This is a genomic window from Candidatus Zixiibacteriota bacterium (assembly GCA_040753495.1).
GTDB lineage: Bacteria > Zixibacteria > MSB-5A5 > GN15 > PGXB01 > DYGG01.
The window spans coordinates 15,626-31,508 of sequence record JBFMEF010000143.1 but is presented as its reverse complement, the minus strand read 5'-3'; the positions used below and the strand labels follow the sequence as shown (position 1 = coordinate 31,508).

14 protein-coding genes are annotated in these 15,883 nt (G+C 50.8%); 11 read left to right on the top strand and 3 right to left on the bottom strand.

Annotation, left to right across the window (positions count from 1 at the left end; translation table 11 throughout):
- Positions 1-13: 13 nt before the first annotated feature.
- From AB1690_09595 to AB1690_09545, 11 genes are all read left to right on the top strand, one after another.
- The gene (locus tag AB1690_09595; GenBank protein ID MEW6015565.1) at positions 14-454 is read left to right on the top strand and encodes a type VI secretion system contractile sheath small subunit; all 441 of its coding nucleotides are present in this window, start codon (positions 14-16) and stop codon (positions 452-454) included.
- 14 nt (positions 455-468) lie between these two features.
- Entirely contained in the window at positions 469-1,893 is a 1,425-nt protein-coding gene (locus tag AB1690_09590) for a hypothetical protein (protein MEW6015564.1), read from the top strand.
- 103 nt (positions 1,894-1,996) lie between these two features.
- Positions 1,997-2,401, top strand: a complete 405-nt coding sequence (gene tssD / locus AB1690_09585; protein MEW6015563.1) for a type VI secretion system tube protein TssD — start codon at positions 1,997-1,999, stop codon at positions 2,399-2,401.
- A 50-nt stretch (positions 2,402-2,451) separates the two neighbouring features.
- Positions 2,452-4,212 (top strand): phage baseplate assembly protein V, encoded by a 1,761-nt coding sequence (locus AB1690_09580; GenBank protein ID MEW6015562.1) that lies wholly within the window; start codon positions 2,452-2,454, stop codon positions 4,210-4,212.
- A 7-nt stretch (positions 4,213-4,219) separates the two neighbouring features.
- Positions 4,220-4,594 carry a GPW/gp25 family protein gene (locus tag AB1690_09575; GenBank protein MEW6015561.1) on the top strand — a complete coding sequence of 125 codons (375 nt, stop codon included), beginning with the start codon at positions 4,220-4,222 and terminating at the stop codon, positions 4,592-4,594.
- Between the two features lie 12 nt (positions 4,595-4,606).
- Complete coding sequence (locus tag AB1690_09570) at positions 4,607-6,274, top strand: hypothetical protein (protein ID MEW6015560.1); 1,668 nt, start codon at positions 4,607-4,609, stop codon at positions 6,272-6,274.
- Positions 6,271-7,176, top strand: a complete 906-nt coding sequence (locus AB1690_09565) for a type VI secretion system baseplate subunit TssG (GenBank protein ID MEW6015559.1) — start codon at positions 6,271-6,273, stop codon at positions 7,174-7,176. Before AB1690_09570 ends, AB1690_09565 begins: the two co-directional genes overlap by 4 nt.
- Positions 7,177-7,235: 59 nt before the next feature.
- The gene (locus AB1690_09560) at positions 7,236-8,684 is read left to right on the top strand and encodes a hypothetical protein (GenBank protein MEW6015558.1); all 1,449 of its coding nucleotides are present in this window, start codon (positions 7,236-7,238) and stop codon (positions 8,682-8,684) included.
- A 19-nt stretch (positions 8,685-8,703) separates the two neighbouring features.
- Complete coding sequence (locus AB1690_09555) at positions 8,704-9,627, top strand: hypothetical protein (protein MEW6015557.1); 924 nt, start codon at positions 8,704-8,706, stop codon at positions 9,625-9,627.
- Between the two features lie 29 nt (positions 9,628-9,656).
- On the top strand, positions 9,657-11,858 hold the full coding sequence (locus AB1690_09550; GenBank protein MEW6015556.1) for a hypothetical protein: 2,202 nt from the start codon (positions 9,657-9,659) through the stop codon (positions 11,856-11,858).
- A gap of 21 nt (positions 11,859-11,879) precedes the next feature.
- Positions 11,880-12,407: a hypothetical protein gene (locus tag AB1690_09545; protein MEW6015555.1), complete on the top strand. Its 528-nt coding sequence runs from the start codon at positions 11,880-11,882 to the stop codon at positions 12,405-12,407.
- A 151-nt stretch (positions 12,408-12,558) separates the two neighbouring features.
- Here the strand turns inward: AB1690_09545 and AB1690_09540 are convergent, their stop codons facing one another.
- The 3 genes from AB1690_09540 to AB1690_09530 are packed head-to-tail and all read right to left on the bottom strand — an operon-like array spanning position 12,559 to position 15,883.
- On the bottom strand, positions 12,559-13,440 hold the full coding sequence (locus AB1690_09540; protein ID MEW6015554.1) for a hypothetical protein: 882 nt from the start codon (positions 13,438-13,440) through the stop codon (positions 12,559-12,561).
- Positions 13,441-13,452: 12 nt separating this feature from the next.
- Positions 13,453-14,574, bottom strand: a complete 1,122-nt coding sequence (locus tag AB1690_09535; protein ID MEW6015553.1) for a hypothetical protein — start codon at positions 14,572-14,574, stop codon at positions 13,453-13,455.
- The gene (locus tag AB1690_09530) at positions 14,564-15,883 is read right to left on the bottom strand and encodes a tetratricopeptide repeat protein (protein ID MEW6015552.1); all 1,320 of its coding nucleotides are present in this window, start codon (positions 15,881-15,883) and stop codon (positions 14,564-14,566) included. The genes AB1690_09535 and AB1690_09530 overlap by 11 nt, the downstream gene beginning before the upstream one ends.

Sequence of the window (15,883 nt, the reverse complement as noted above, 5' to 3'; positions counted from 1 at the left end):
AGCGGAGGAATAAATGGCGAAATTTATACTGGGCGCTACGGAGAGAATCAAGCAGGATGACTCCATCCCGGTGGAACTGCTTCCGTCCAACAAGATTCTTTATGCGGCGCGTTTAAACAGCGAGGAAGACGCCGATGTCACGCCGACCAAGTGCACCAACTTAAAAGAGGTATTCGAGAAGTTTCGTCCCTCGTTCTCGGCGGAACTGGAGAATACCGAAGGGCAGACGGTCAACGCCAATTTTGAAGTGCGCGCCATGAAGGATTTCACGTCCAAGGAACTGATTGAGAAAAACGACCAGTTGTCGGAAGCGTACTATGGAAAAGAGATGCTTTCCGACCTGGAGAAGCAACTCAAGAAAAACAACGCCCTTAAGAAAACTCTGGAGGATAAGGAAAAGAAAGAGGCTCTTCTGAAAGTGGCAAAATACTATATCGACTTGCTCAGCGAATAAGTGAGGTGATTTAAATGGCTGAAGAAGAAAAAAGAGAAATGCAGCCGCAGGCGGCGCCGGCGGAAGCAAGGGCTGAGAAAGCCGCAGAAAAAATATCCGACAAAGAATTCCAGTCAATAATGGGGGACAATTTTGCCGACTTCAGCAAGCTGGCAAATCTGCTTCCTTCCTTTAAAACGGCCGATGGCGACCTGGTCCGCGGGGTGGAATGGCTCGACCCCAAAAAGGATTTCCAGCGCAAGGAATTTCTGACCAAAAAGGAATTCGCCAAACAGAGAAAACTGCTTGCGCAGAGACTCAAAATTTGGCTCGATTACCTTTCACGCAGCGGCGACCTCGATGAAATCCGCAAACAGCTGAGCGAGGATTCCGCCAAACTGGAGGCTAATCTCGAAAAGAATATGCGCCGCGTTCATCAGGCGGCGCGAGAACTGGAAACCACCTATCGCGCTATCGAAAAGTTTTTTGCCAATGCCCAGCAGGAACCGGATGAAAAGGTCAACGCCTATTTCGCCAATGTCTCCGCCGAGGAACTGGCCAATCCCGATGACCGGGAAAAATTCGAGCAGCTCTCCAAAGCGGTGGCTGACCTGTACCGCGAGTGGAGCATCAAGGAATGCTTTGCCATGGCGGTCGTTCCCGGCTATCTCGGAAGTGTTGAGAATATCGATACCTTTGCCCGTCAGCTGGGGATGCCGAACAAGGTGCATATCCTCACCGACCTGCCTAACTTCGAGAAATTCGAAGAAGTCATGGATATGCTGGAAGACCCCAATTATGCCAACATGATGGGTATCGACAGCTACAAGCAGTATGTCTCGGTATTTGCCAACTATGTCCTTGCCCGCAACGCCAACCAGTACGAAGATGATGATATGTGGATTCCCCCCTCCGCAGCTGTTGCCGGCAAGATGTATCAGGGTGACCTGACGGTCGGAATGCAGCAGCCGATGGCCGGCTTCAAATTCGGCAAAATAGCCGATGCCAAATATCTTCGCTTTAAAGCCAACCAGCCTGACGCTTCCAAGATTAATGAAAAGGGTGTCAACCCGCTGGTCAACTTCGAGGGGACGGCGGTAGCCATGGGCGCGGCTACGCTTTTCTCCAAAGAAACCTTTAACGTTTACTCCATCCGGCGCACCTATGACTATGTTTACAAGACAATGCGCAATTATCTGAATAAGCAGACCTTCACGGTCATCGACCAGAAATTTATCGATACCATGCGCAAGGACATCGATAAATTTATGAAGGCAATTACCGGTGGCGACAATATCCTTCAGGATTATAAAGTCGAAATCTTCGCCGATGAAGAGATGCGCAAGCGTCAGGAAGTAGACGTCAAAATCAGTCTTAATCCCAAGTATCCGGCGCGGACATTCAACATTGAATTTGTCGCCTGGAACCAGGATAATCAGACCAACGTAAAGGACAAGTAGGCGCGAAGAGTTTTGCCGTTATGCCGTAACCGGCGGAGAATTACAAAAGCAAATCATGAGTTTTTAAGCCCTAAGTCATAGAATTAATAGAAAGGAGTAGCTTATGGCTCGGAGACCGATTCTTGAGATCGATGGTGTGGTTTACAAAAACGTTTACCAGGTCTCGTACGAACTTTATACCGCAAAAGATGAAACCGGACGCCCTGCCGACCGGGCCCATGCCGGGGTTATTAAAATAACCCGCGAGTCGGATGAGAATGCCAACATCGCCCGCTGGGCAATGGATTCCAGCAAGCCCAATTGGAAAGCCGGGAAAGTGACTTTCAAAAATCCCGATGACGCCACCATGAAAGAGCTCGCTTGGGAAGAAGGTTTCATCACCCGCTATGAGGAGATGATTCCTCATATTAAACAGCGTCCTGACGACCAGATTTTCGAGTATTTCGAAATATCCTGTCATAAGCTCAGTATCGGCGATGCCGAGATTGACAACCGCTGGCAGGAGTAGATTTTTTCATTTTGCGGGTGGGAGTTTTTCCCACCCGCTGAAAGACGGTCATGCCTGAAGAAAAAACAACCTTACTTGAGACACCGGCGCTCTGCTCGGTTCAAATCGACAATAAGCAGGTCAAATACGATATATCATCGGTCGCCCTTCATCAGTATGTCGATAACCATCATGTTTTGCAGGTTCGCATTCGGCAGGTCGGAAAAGCGACCTCCAGCAAGGATTTTGATGACCCCACCGAATATGCCAATTTCCTTGGCAAGTCGATAGCGCTGAACATCAAACCCGGCGGCGGGATGGTCGATGCCTCGCGGGAACTGGAATTCATAGGGATTGTAACCAGGGTGAGTCTCGATAACAGCATTGATGGGCTCAATACCGTTCTGATTACCGGTCATAGCCCGACCATCGCTCTTGACGGTCCCAGGCATAACGCCTTCTTTAATGAACTTACAGCGACTGATATTATCGGCTCCGTCGTCAGAAAATATCCCATAACGATGGGAACACAGGAAGCCACCCGCGGGACGCTAAAATTCTGTGTGCAGTATAACGAAACCGATTATGATTTCATTATGCGGCTTGCCGGCAGCTATGGAAAATTCGCGTTTTATAACGGCAAGGAATTTCAGGTGGCTAAAGCTTCCGGCTCCAATACCGAAGACCTTACCTGGCGCGAAACTCTGGGTTCTTTCTCGCTCGGTCTGGGAACGCAATCGGCCGAATTTGAATCGAGCCTCTACAGCTACGAGCAAAATAAGGATTACTCCCAGGATACCAGCTCCATGTCTTCCTCGACGGCGCTGGCGAATCTGTACAAAATCTCGCCCGATGCCTCCAAAAAAATATACACGTCATCGGGATTCTCCAATCAGCCGCGTCTGGTCAGCGATGCCCAGTCGCTGGATGAGCACCTCAAGAATGAGAAAAGCGGCGCTATCGGAAAAATGATTATCTGCGCCGGGCAATCGATAGTCCCCAAAATCGTCCCCGGAAATTGTGTCAAAGTGCGCGGCATGGATAAATTTGACGGCACCTATTATGTCACCTCTGTCCGGCACCAATTCAACGAAAGCGGTAAATACCAGAATACTTTTGAATGCATTCCTCTTGACACCGCCTTCCCGAGCGTAAGGAAATTGCCGCCTTCGCTTACCGATATACAGAGCGCGATTGTTACAGACAACAATGACCCGGAAAAAATGGGTCGCATAAAAGTCAAATTTCCCTGGCTTCCCTCTGACGAGACCCCCTGGATTCGGTTTTTAACTCCGCACGCCGGCGCCGACCGCGGCTGGTACTGCCTCCCGGAAATCGATGATGAAGTCCTGGTCGGATTCGAGCGGGGTCATCCCGACCTGCCGGTGGCGCTTGGCTCACTCTATCATAAAGATGACGCGCCGCATTCCGATACCAACAATGATAAGAACGATATAAAGATGTTCCTCACCCGGGGAGGAAACCGCATCTATTTTAAAGACGAAAGCGGCAGCGAGCAACTGATAATCGCCATGAAGGATGGTAAGAACAGCATTACCATGGACCTCTCCGGCTCTCCGAAAATTACTATTGAGAGCACCGACGGCGACATTACGCTGAAAGCCAAGAATATCACTCTGGAAAGTACCGATAAGGTGGAAATAAAAGCAGACAAGGATGTCATAGCCAAAGCCGGCGGCAATATGGAGTTGGAAGGAACCGCCGGGCTGAAAGCCAAAGCCTCAGGACCGGCGGAAATGGAGGGCGCAACATTGAACCTGAAAGGTCAGAGTCAGGTCGCCGTCAAAGGCGCCATCATCCAGCTGAATTGACCTGCCCATGGATTATTTAGCGCTTCCTTTTATTTTGCGAGAGGGGTATCTCTCCCGGGCTAATCTCGAAGAATCAATCACCTTTTCTATTGGACTGCTTCTCAGCACCCGTATCGGAACCATGCCTTTTAACCCGGAATATGGCTGCGATATCTGGGAAAAAGAATATTCCGACCTGTACACCGCCAATAAGGCTGATATCAGAGCCAGCCTGCGCAACGCCATCGATAAATTTGAAAGACGTCTCTATAATGTCTCCATTTCATTCTCCAGCGTTGCCGACACCTCGCCTCATTCGCTGGGCATGGCCGTCAAAGTCAGCGGAAACTATCGCGATGACGGAGAGGAGAAAAAATATGAAGGGACCTTCCATATCGGATAGGAATATTTGAATATGAAAATCGAAGAAGCCCGCTCTCCGGAGAAGATATTTTATGAAATGCATCGGGAACTGCGCGCCTGGAACTCCAAGATTCCGGAATCACCGGACCGTCTCGACCCGATACTAAAGATCCTTCTGCAGCTCTATTCGCACCAGTTGTCCCTTATTGACCGTCGTATTGGCGAAGTCTGGGAGAACGCCGCCCACGCCCTGGTGAAAGCGGTCTGTCCGGAAAGCAGGCATTGGCCTGTTCCGGCGCACGCGGTTATGCGTTGCAAGCCGGCCGACCCGGTGGTGGAGATTGACCCTCACACCCGTTTTTACTACAAAGAAAAGCGGGAAGGGGGGCAGACTTTTTTCTTTTCTTCGCTGCGCCGGGAGCGTTTGCTGGCGGCCGAAGCAAGATTTGTTTTCTTCAAATTTGGGCGCTCCGTGGTCAATCTTTCTCCCTCCTCGCGCAGCGAGACCGGCTCAATGTCTCGCTCTCAATTCACCAGCGCCCCTACCGGCTCGGGGCAGCTGTATATCGGCATTCAATTTGCCGGGCAGCCTGCCGATTTTGCCGGCGCATCTATCTTTCTGAAAGGTTCCCCGGAGGCGCTGCGCCAGCTCCGCTGGTCCCACTGGTTTCCAGGTAATCGCAGCGGCGAATTCCACCAATCGGCCGAATTCTGCCCTGGCATGACCAATGATTTCGCCCAGCTTTTTGCCAGCAATGAGCGGATTATTGACTGGGGCGGTCTGCGCACCGGTGTCGACCTCTTCAAATCTCTTGAGGATAACTTTATAATCATCCCTTCCTCTTTCGCCCACTTCTGGGAAAAAGGAAAACCGCCGGCGGAACTGGTCGAGGCCCTCGCGTCCGAAAGCTCTGCCCTTGAATCTTCCGGTCCGCTCTATTGGGTACAGGTCACCTTGCCCCCGCGAGGCGATAAAGCGAAGCTGCTTTCTTCCTTCGAAATGAATTTCAATTGTTTTATTGCCGTCAACAAAAATGAGCTGACCCTCTTCAAACATACCGGCGGGAATAAACTGGTCGAAGTGGAACTTCCCGAAGATATCGATAATATCCTTGAAATCACCGGCGTCATCGACTCCAGCGGACGCACCTATTCCCCGCGCCATATGATTCAGAATCAGAAAGGGCAAAGAGGCTATTCGCTTGAAGAGCGGGACAAACGGTTGCTTATCTGGTTTGATTTCGCCTCCGACTTGGAACTGCCGCCCGATTCCATCACTGTAACCTATGCCGTTACATCCGGAACGGCGGCTAACGGCATTGATGCCGGTAAAATCAGCGAGCTGTATGAAAACCACCCGGGGTTGGTTTCGGCGGAGAATATCACCTCAACCGGAGGCGCCATTCCGGCCCGTTCCGAGGAACAGGTGCTTATGGAAGTTTCGGCGCGACTTCGCAATCGCGACCGCGCCCTGACCTTTATCGAGATTGCCAACTGGGCTAAAACCTTTGACCCCCGTATCAAATCTGCCACCTGTGAAAACGGGGTGGTTCGGGCGCGACAGGGGGTGCGAAGAAGTATCATGATCAAAGTGAAGATAAATCCGGCGGAGTTTCATTCTGACGAAGAAACCTCCCTGTTATCGCAGCGCCTGGAATCATTCCTTAAATCGCGCAGTCCCATCAATACCCATTTTACCGTGGAGATAACCAGGCAATGACCGAAAAGCTCATGCCCGACTTCACCAGTCGCAAATCTCCATTTCACTTTACCACGGCGCTCAATACCCTGATAAGAATCGGGGTTGACCTCGACCGGGTAGAACTCCTGGCGGTAGGCGAATATGAAAATTATAAGGGGGAAATCATATATCAGGAGCCGGCGCCGGGGCGGGTAATTACGAGCGAAAGCCGCATCGTTCTGCATGTCGGTTATCCCAGCGCCGTGGACCAGATGCCGTATCAGTTTTTCTATGGCTTGCACACCAATGTGGTGCGCTCGCGCGAATGGGAGATGCAGTCGCGGGAACTGATGGCCCCCTTTGATGCCGCCGTCATCAGGTATACTTCAATAGCCCGAAATCTGATTCTCAAATTCAACCTCGGGGTCGTTGAATACGAGCATCTCGTGCGATTTCTGAAGTTGTTCGATTACGATGTTTTTCAAAGCGGCGATGAGATGCGCGAAGCTCTCCTCTGGGCGGCCCTCTTTCCATCCTTTCACTATTGGTCCGCCAACCCGGAGTTGATGTCGCAATTCCTGGGATTGCTGTTTGAGAAAGAATTCAGAATTATTGAGAACCAGCGGGCCGAGTTTGCCATTCCGGCGAGTATTCGTTACCATCTGGGAACCGTCAGCGGACGTCTCGGGAGAGAAACCATTCTGGGCAGGTCTTTCAATGAATCAGACTCCACCTATCTGGTGGAAGTTCGCGATATTGGCACTACGGAAATGCGCGACTGGATGCCGAAAGGAAGAAAGAGGAAGAGGCTCGAGACCGTTCTTGATATCAGCATGCCGGGGTATCTCAACAGAATTATTAGGCTGGTCTCATCGGATAAAACTGTTCATATTGGCAAGAAACAACGTCAAGCTTTCCTTGGTTTTTCCAGCCAGATTTAATAGGCTTGACAACAATAGGGATAGATGGTAAATTCGCTTTTTAAGCTTGAGGCAAGATAATGGATGACTTGAACTTATATTCCGTGAACTGGCAGGATGGCATGCTTATCACCGAGCGCCATCTCAAAGAGCAGGAAAAGTATTTTGAAGAGCTGACCCGCTGGCACAGCCTCCATATTGGCGACCGCTACGGTCTGGTGCGGAAAAGTTTCGACGGTAAACCGGCGATTGGCTTTAAGGCTGTCATTAATGGAAATCGCCTCAAACTGGAAATTACCAGATGCCAGGCGCTCACGCCGGATGGAAACTATATTGAGATTAGCGAGACCCTGCGCAATCCGATTGGAGGCGAGCTCAATGTCACCGAGCCGGTCATTCCTGTATATATCAGCGTTGATGCCGTCTCCAAGCGCCAGGTCGGGGACCCTGACCCGGACGAGGACCTTCCGCGGATTCCCTATTTGGTCAATAGCTATGCTGTTCATCTGCAGAAGCCGAGCGGTCTTCCGGAGTCCAGTTATCTAAAAGTGGCTGAGCTTATTGTCAGCGGCAGTGATGTCCGCAATTCTGATACTTATTTTCCTCCCTGTCTCAGCCTGAATGCGGATGAGCGGCTCTCTCAAAAAGCGATTGATTACCGCAACCGCTTAGAGAATCTGCTGGCGCTGGCGTCACGGGCGCATCTGGCCGTCTCGGTCAGCGGCGCCATGGCCGGTGAAAGCACCCAACTGCAACTGGCGTTTCGGGAAACGGTCTATCTCCTGGTCTATCACCTGGCGGCTTCAATTGATGATTTTATCATTGGCCGGAATGCTGCTCACCCGCTACAACTGGTCATATTCTTCAAGAAGCTTTTCCGCGTTTTTTCCACTCTTATCAATCTCCAGCCCGGTCTGAAAGACTATCTCAACGAGAAATATTTCACCAAGGAGTTGAATACCGAGGTGGGGAAATTCATCTCAGTCGTCGAGGCCTTTATAATGAAGGAGTATGACCATCAAGCGCTCGGGGAGCATATACAGGCAATTGATGAGATTCTGGGCGTGCTGCGGGGTGTTCTGGGATTCCTGGCGCAGACCAAACGGGAGCAGCTGGGCGAGCAGGCGATGGCGACCGACACTCTCACCTACAGCGGCAGGACCTACCGCGTGGCACCCTTCAGCTCCAATCGGCTGGAACAGGTCGGCGAGCTTTGCTATCTGATGATTGATGTCGCGCAGCCGCGGGCGGTGGCTGATGCCGTAGTGCTGATGTCAAAAGACCTTTTCACCATCCCCGAATGGAATAATATGCAGGTGCGGCTTGGTTTGAATGACGCCCGCGGGCTGGGGGAGACCGACCCGGTCGATGTCGATACCAATACTTTCGGCAATAAAGTGGCGCTGCACCCCAAAGATATGATGCGCTCCTCGTCGGTGCGGCAGATTACTCTCATCTTCCGCGGCGCCAAGGATGCCTCTAAATTCTCCCGTTTAGGGAAAATGGATTTGATAATTTATTCAATGTAGTTGACGGCACAGGTTCGGAATGGAAATACGCGCTTATATACAAGACCTTTTCAAATATATCGAATCCTTCGAGAAAGGGGCGGCCGGCTTTGAAACGGAAGCCTTTTTGCAGACCTACAACGGAATTTATGCCGTCTTTCAGGCGCTGCGGGAGCAGCGCGACAAAGCCGTTAAAGTCGACGAGTACTTTTATGACTGGATTCGTCAGAGCCCCTTGACCAGCTCCGACCTGCGCCAGCTGGCGGTGCAGGTCATGATAACTTATTTCGAATCGGAAGCCGATACCGACGGTCAAACCAATAAGTCGTATCTTTACTGCCGGGGATTGCGCGGGGTTCGTCAGGATGTTCCCTTCTTCGAGAACTATCTTCTCCCGCTGCTTTTTAAAGAGGGGAGTCTCGGTGGCAATTTCCGCCTCAATCAATTTTTCCTCAATGAGATGGCGCGGTACATAAATAAGTTTGGGAAGAAGGTCAATTTGGGGATGACGCCTGAGGAGTTCTCTGCGTTGCCGGACCCGATGAAATTCCTTGAACTGGCGCGCCGTCGTGTCGAGCTGGGAAACGATATCCTTAAAGACCGCAGCAGCCTGGAATTCAATCTGCAGCGGATGAATATTTTCAACAAACTGGGACAGAAAAGCCGCCTGATGGACCAGTATCTTACCGAATGGCAATACCTGACCAAGACCAGCTTCTGGCAGACAATTAAGGACTTCTTCAGTGTTCTGGGGGGCAAATTCAAAGGAGTCTTTTCCAATTCGCGGTATTTTCGACTGGTTCTAACGCAGAGAAACCTGGCATACTTTTACTATACATTTCTCATTCTCCTCTTTTTGTTTCTTGCCATTTTTGTTCCGGTAAGCTGGAATAAATATTCTCAGAAACAACTGCAAAGCCTTCAGGACAAAGTCACCCAGGTGCAAAGCGGGAGCCTGAAATGACCCTTGAGATGAAAAAAGACGGGAAATAAATGCGACCAGGTTCAATTCTGAAAATATTCAAGAAGGGTTCCAAATTTGCCGCCAAGCAGAAAGGAAAGAAGGGGGAGCCGGGGTATGGTTGGCCGCCGGGAATTCGTATTGGCGTCTATGGCCACGCCAATTCCGGGAAGACCGTTTATTTCACGGTCCTCAATGAAGAATCCAAGATAGCCAAAGACCTTCAGATTTCAGTCATCGACAATGCCACCGCGGGAGAGTTTCTCGCCAATTACCGCGCCATCTGGGGGGTTGGCGCCGCCACCGATGTCGGCACCGTTGTCGACCGCCGCGGCGACAAAAAATTTCCCGACCCGACCGCAGGAGACCGGCTGCTTAAATTCAATGCCATCATTGATAAGAATAAGAAAGTTTCTGTGGTGACTTATGACTATAACGGGCGGGCTGTTGCTATATCAGACCGCATCGAACTGAAGGAGAAAGTTCTTGATTTCATGGATGGCTGTAGCGGGATACTTTTCTTCTTCGACCCCAAGACCCTGGCGGCGGAACTGCAGAGCCAGGAACATGTAGCCTCCTTCGTCAGCATGCTGGAGCGACTGGCGCCGCTCAAGAGCCGGTTGCCGATGCCGATTGCTCTGGTTGTCACCAAAGCCGATATTCTGCCCGGTTTTACCGGCGATAATCAGATAGTGTTGATAAATCCCGAAGATGAAAACTTTCTTGCGGAGGATTTTGAAACATTTCTTGACCGTGTTCTCAGCAGCAACAGAATCGCCTCCAATTCCGCCTGGGCCGGCTCCGTTCGCAATGTTCTTTTCAAACTCAGGGAGTTCTTGAACGTGGTAGTCGGGCGCACTCTCGATTTCCAGATCTTCTTTATCTCCAATACCGGCCAGACCCCCGAAAAAATCGGGACCGAGGTAGGACGTTCCATATATGTCCCGCCGGCGAAGATTCATCCTATCGGCGTGAAGGAGCCATTTTACTGGCTCTTGAAATCGATTTTCCGGAGCCGCAAAGTTTCTCGCTTCAGAGCGGTGGCGAAATTTGTCATGTTGCTTAGCCTCCTCTGGATAGTTCTATACTCCATCCCCAATCTCTATCACTTCAAAATGCTCCTTCCCGGGTTGGAATCCAAAGAGAAGGTGGTGCTGGCGGCCACAAACGGTTCCGTATTGGGATTGAATACCGACCAGCGGCAGGAAATAATTGACCAGTATCGGAAGTATGAGCGCTCCTGGACGGTAAATTATCTGTTTCCGAATTTTAAGTACCCTTCCTCGGAGATTCGCGAGGCATACACCGCTTTCAATATGGGGATGGCCGTCAAAACGCTGGACAGCGCCTTGCGTGATTTTGCCTCGGTCGTTCGCGACCCCTCCATGTGGCCGGTCTTTAACCTGACCGATTCCACCATACGCTACCAGCCGATTCATGACAAAATCCTGGAGCAGCTGAACCGCTACCGTCAATCGACCGACTACACGGAGCTTTATAAGCGAAGCAACCGCGGCAAACAGCTCTGGGACAATTTCGAAAAAGCGATAAAAAATCCGACTGACTCTACCCCCTGGCTGGCGATTGCCCAACAGGTGCAGATATTCCAGACCGATTTTGGCCATGAACTGAGTTCCGCGGAAAAAGACCTTTTGAAAGCCTTCTCCACCCGTAAAGCCAAGAAAGAACAGGCGGTGGTGGCGCAGAAAATCACCAGCGAAATGGGCTCATTTGTGGAGCAGATTAACAGCGTCACCGACCCGGCTTTCCGCTTCGAGACCGCCCTGACGCAGCTGCGACAGATTCTCGCCAACCTTGACCCGGTGGTTGACCGTCAGAATGTCACCATGATAAATAAGTACCTTCAGGATGCCGCCAAGTGGTCGCAGCGGCGAAAATTTACCTGCAAGATTGAATCGGTTCCGGGGAAGGCGCATCTTCATATCGAGGTGACCGAAAAAGGGAAAGACCCCAAATGGAGCGAGGTCAATCAGATTTTTGAAGGGGATAAGATTGAATTCTTCTGGAAAATCGGCGATGATATTCATATCGCTATCGATACCGCCAAGCATGTTTGCCAGTTGGGCAAAGACCCCAGCGACAGAAAACCGCTGAAAGGAAAATATTCCATATTTGAAATGAACGGCGAGATTAATTTTGGAAATATCGGAAAAAAGATTATAATTTCCTTTGCCCCTCCACTGGAGGAGCAGATACCGAAACTGGAACCATGATTTAATTTCAGGGAGTGATATATGAAGCAGTTGATAAAGCGGTTGACAGAATTTCGTATTTTTGTAGTGGTGTGTCTGATTGTCGTTCTGGCGGCGCCGCTGGCTTATGCCGGCAAAGTGCAGCTGCCGGAAGGGAAAGAGATAAAAGTCCGTTTCGACCCCAAAATGAAGATCTCCTCCGGCAAACTGGAAAAAGGGGTGCCGCTGCAGATTTACCTGGTGGAGCCGATTGAAATCGCCGGGGTGGTCATTGTCCCCAAAGATGCCCCCGGAACTGCGGTGGTGGCCGATGTCAAGAAAGCCGGGAAACCGGGAAAGCCGGGAATGATAAAAATCGAATTCACCGAGCTGGAGCCGACTGGAGATTTCAAATCGCCCGACGGCGAGAAAATCAAACTGAGCGGAACCATCGAGAAGAAAGGGGGCGGGAAAAAACTGCTCTCGTACCTCTTCATTTTCGGTCTATTCATTAAAGGGGGAGAGGGAACCATCGACCCTAACGGCATCTATACCGCTACGGTAAGAGAAGGGATAATTCTGGAGAATTAATAGAGTCTTTGAGCCTCACTAAAGCATAACGGGTCACCTAAGCCGGTGACCCGTTTTTTGGTGTCTTTCCGTCCCATTGTACGGCAGGGGTCGACCCGCGTGTCGACCCAGACAGGACGGCGAACGCGTAAGTCCGCTACTACAACTCTGATCAATCGCCTTTAGGCTTAATTACCCCGAATACATTATCGACCACGATTTTCGAAGATTCGTAATACACGTCGTTTACGGGTATCGTCTCACCGATGAATGTTGACAGATGGGTGGGATAAACCCCAAAATATGTGGTGTCGGGATATGACGTAGTATCTATCATGGGATAATTACTCATAAATATCGAAAGTAGTGTTGCATTTCCCTTGGTATTGACGATTGTTCCCAATGGCGATACATGCCAGATAACGATCCCTTGTAAGATTGTGCCAGTAATATCTTTGATGTCCACCTCTGAGACCGCATCACCAAGAGACCTGTTGCGAACTACGCTGTCAACATGGAGAGAACCGATATCATAAAAAACACCAAATTCTGCGGAATCGAGAAGATTTAGATTATACACCACTAAATCAAGTCGAAAGGTTGTCTCAAACGGAATCTCCAGATATCGCGGCACCAACTTAACCATCGGCACCACCGGATAAAGGTCAATCGACAGCCGGGTGATGATGCCCGGAAGCACATCGGCGACGGTTTCGCCCTTATAGAGTAAAACCGGGACATCCTGACGTCCCATTCCAATTCCCTCCACAATAAAACGGCGGTCGCGACCGGCAGGAATCGCCAGTTCCCCGACAAAATACCCATCCTTTTCAATAAGGCTGTCCACCAGCAACTGGTCGGTCTCTCTTTCCGGTAGGACCACATAGACCAGCATCCGGCTGATAGATTGGCTTGCCTGCGCGGCATCAATTTTCATACTGATTGTTACCGCACCATTCGGTCCCGGCGCCACAATCTTCTCCGAGCATCCGGAAATCAATAATAAAGTCAAAACCAGGCCGCTCAGGAGAATTATACTTCTTCTAATGTTCATAATCATATCCTCCTACAGACTGGCTGAAAGACTGACCAGTACCTGATGTCCGGTCAGCTCTATCCGGTTGTCATCAACATTTCCGGTAAAATACCGGTAGTCCACGCCGATTCCAAAGCGCTCTTCCGGACGGCTGGCGATGCCGCCGCCAACGCCGAAAATTTCGGACTTTCCGAAATTGAGCTCGTTGGAGCCGAGAAGTCTCATCTCCCCCGCCAGGGAGAAAATCCATTTTCTGGAAAAATATTTCCCCAGAGTCAAACCGGCGGCAAGCTCATTCCCAAAGAACTTCAGTTGCTCCAGGGTTGATTCATCCTCACTGTAACGGGTATTTCTGCCCCGGGCAAGATAACGTATATCAACCGCGGCTGTGCCGAATTCATTCCCGGCTGAGGCCGCTGTCTGAAGTTCCAGAAGCGGGCTCTGCTTGAAAATCTTCTTCCCGGCGACCTGGTCGGTGGTGAATATAGTATAAATGACGTTTGCCATGAGAAGTCTGTTACTCTCGCCCAGTTCTATGCCGCCGTTTAGAGAAAAAATATCGCCGGGATTGTACTTATCCAGACCTTCATATGGTTCATATTCCCCGGTAAACTCAAACATAGCGCCGCCGCCGCAGCGAATTTTCCCCAGCATGGTGGCGCCGCCGACAAGGGCATTGAAACCAAAACCTTCACCATATTTGGTAAAGGGAAACTGAAGGTAGTTTTGCGAAAGATATTCGATGACCAGCCATTCCTTGCTCAAGTCAAGTTTCTTTTTGCCGGTCGGGATATTGAATCCGCCGCTGAAAAGCAGCTGGTCGTTGGAAAAAGAGCGGCTAAACTGGATACGGGCATCCCCCACGCCCGAGAGGGAATACTCGCTGGTCGGAGTGGTCAGCTCATTGGAGGCGCCGGCAAAATAGAATGTAGCTTCCAGATTCTCCCCCAGCGGGACAAATCCGCTCAAAGGAGTCGCCAGTTGCGCCAGTTTTATTTTGACGTCAGAGTTCTTCAACTCCCAGTAACTGAAAACCGGTTGAACGCCGCCGGAGGTCGGCTGTCCCAGAAGAATCTGCGCCTCGCTCTTAAGCGAGAAAATCGATGCTATCCCCAGCAGAACTATTGCGGCTATAAACATTCTATTTCGCATCGAGATTCCCTCCTATTACGACCCGCCCATAGTTGTCAACCTGGGGTGGAATCTGGCTGGCGCGGTCAACCAGCGAACTGCGTAAGGCTCCGGAGTTGTTCAAGACATACCGGAGTCTTCTTTCCAATCCGCGATTGCCCCGTTCACCCTGGGCTTCATTCTCAACGCTCTGCTCAAACTGCGAGAATGAGAGTTCGCCGCCCGGTCCCGCTTTCGCCGCCATTGATGCCTGTTGATATCGACTCTGCGCCTGCTGAAATCCCCTGTCCATCTTCACGGCCCTCTGAAACTCCTGCGCCGCCTGCTTATACATTCCGCGACGGGCATATCCGAGCCCGCGACAATATGCCATAAACGCCAGATACGACTCAGTCGGGACCTTCTGGATGGCATCCCGCTCTTCCTGAGTTAAATCGATTTTGAGATTGTCGATTATTTTGAAGACAAACTCCTTCTGGAGCTTAAATATCCCCTTTAGTTTTCCCTCACTTGGGTCGGTCATAACCGCGGAGCTTTCCGCAATATTTACTACGGCCCCTCCCAGGCGAAGCTCTTCTTTGCCGATTCCGACAAGATTGCCGGTAACGACATTGCGGCTGCCAAGAATTCGACCTACCCTGGGCGCTATATTCGGGTCGGAAACGCCTGTTTCCGCCAGCTTGAGCTCGCTTAAGAGGGCGTCTATCTTCTGCCTTTCGACTACCCGCAAGGCGCTGACTTTGGAGAGGTCGATAGCAGTGAATTCCGCCAGACCGCTTGCCAGCGGGGCTGTTTCCGCAGGCAGACTGGTACCGTCAAAATCAACCACGGCTATCGTATTGGAGGGAATAGATTGCGCATCAATCTCCTTTTCATTCTTCACGGCGTCGGCAATCTCCGCCTGCAATTTCAGATTTGCCATTCTCTCCAGGTACTGACGCAGGGTTCCGCCGATTTCGCCTTTAGGATTCAGATTAAGAGCCGTCGAATAGGCGGCAATAGCGGCGTCGATATTATTCTGTTTCTCCGACAGCAGCCCGATATACAAGTAGGCGAGAGGCTCCGGCTTGATGATATTCGCCTGTTTAAGGGCGTCTTCGGCCTTAATCAGCTCCCCTTTCTTGTAATAGGCGATGCCCAGTTCCCGCCAGGCGTCGGCGCTTGCCGGATTCGCCTTAATCTCAGCATAATATTTTTCTATAGCATGGTCGTAATCCCCCTGCTCCGCCAGACTGCTTCCCTGCATGTATAATGAGTGCGAGCATCCGGAGATTACCAGAAGGAGAATCGGGCACCACAGCCACTTCTTGAACTTATTGGTTTTCTGCAT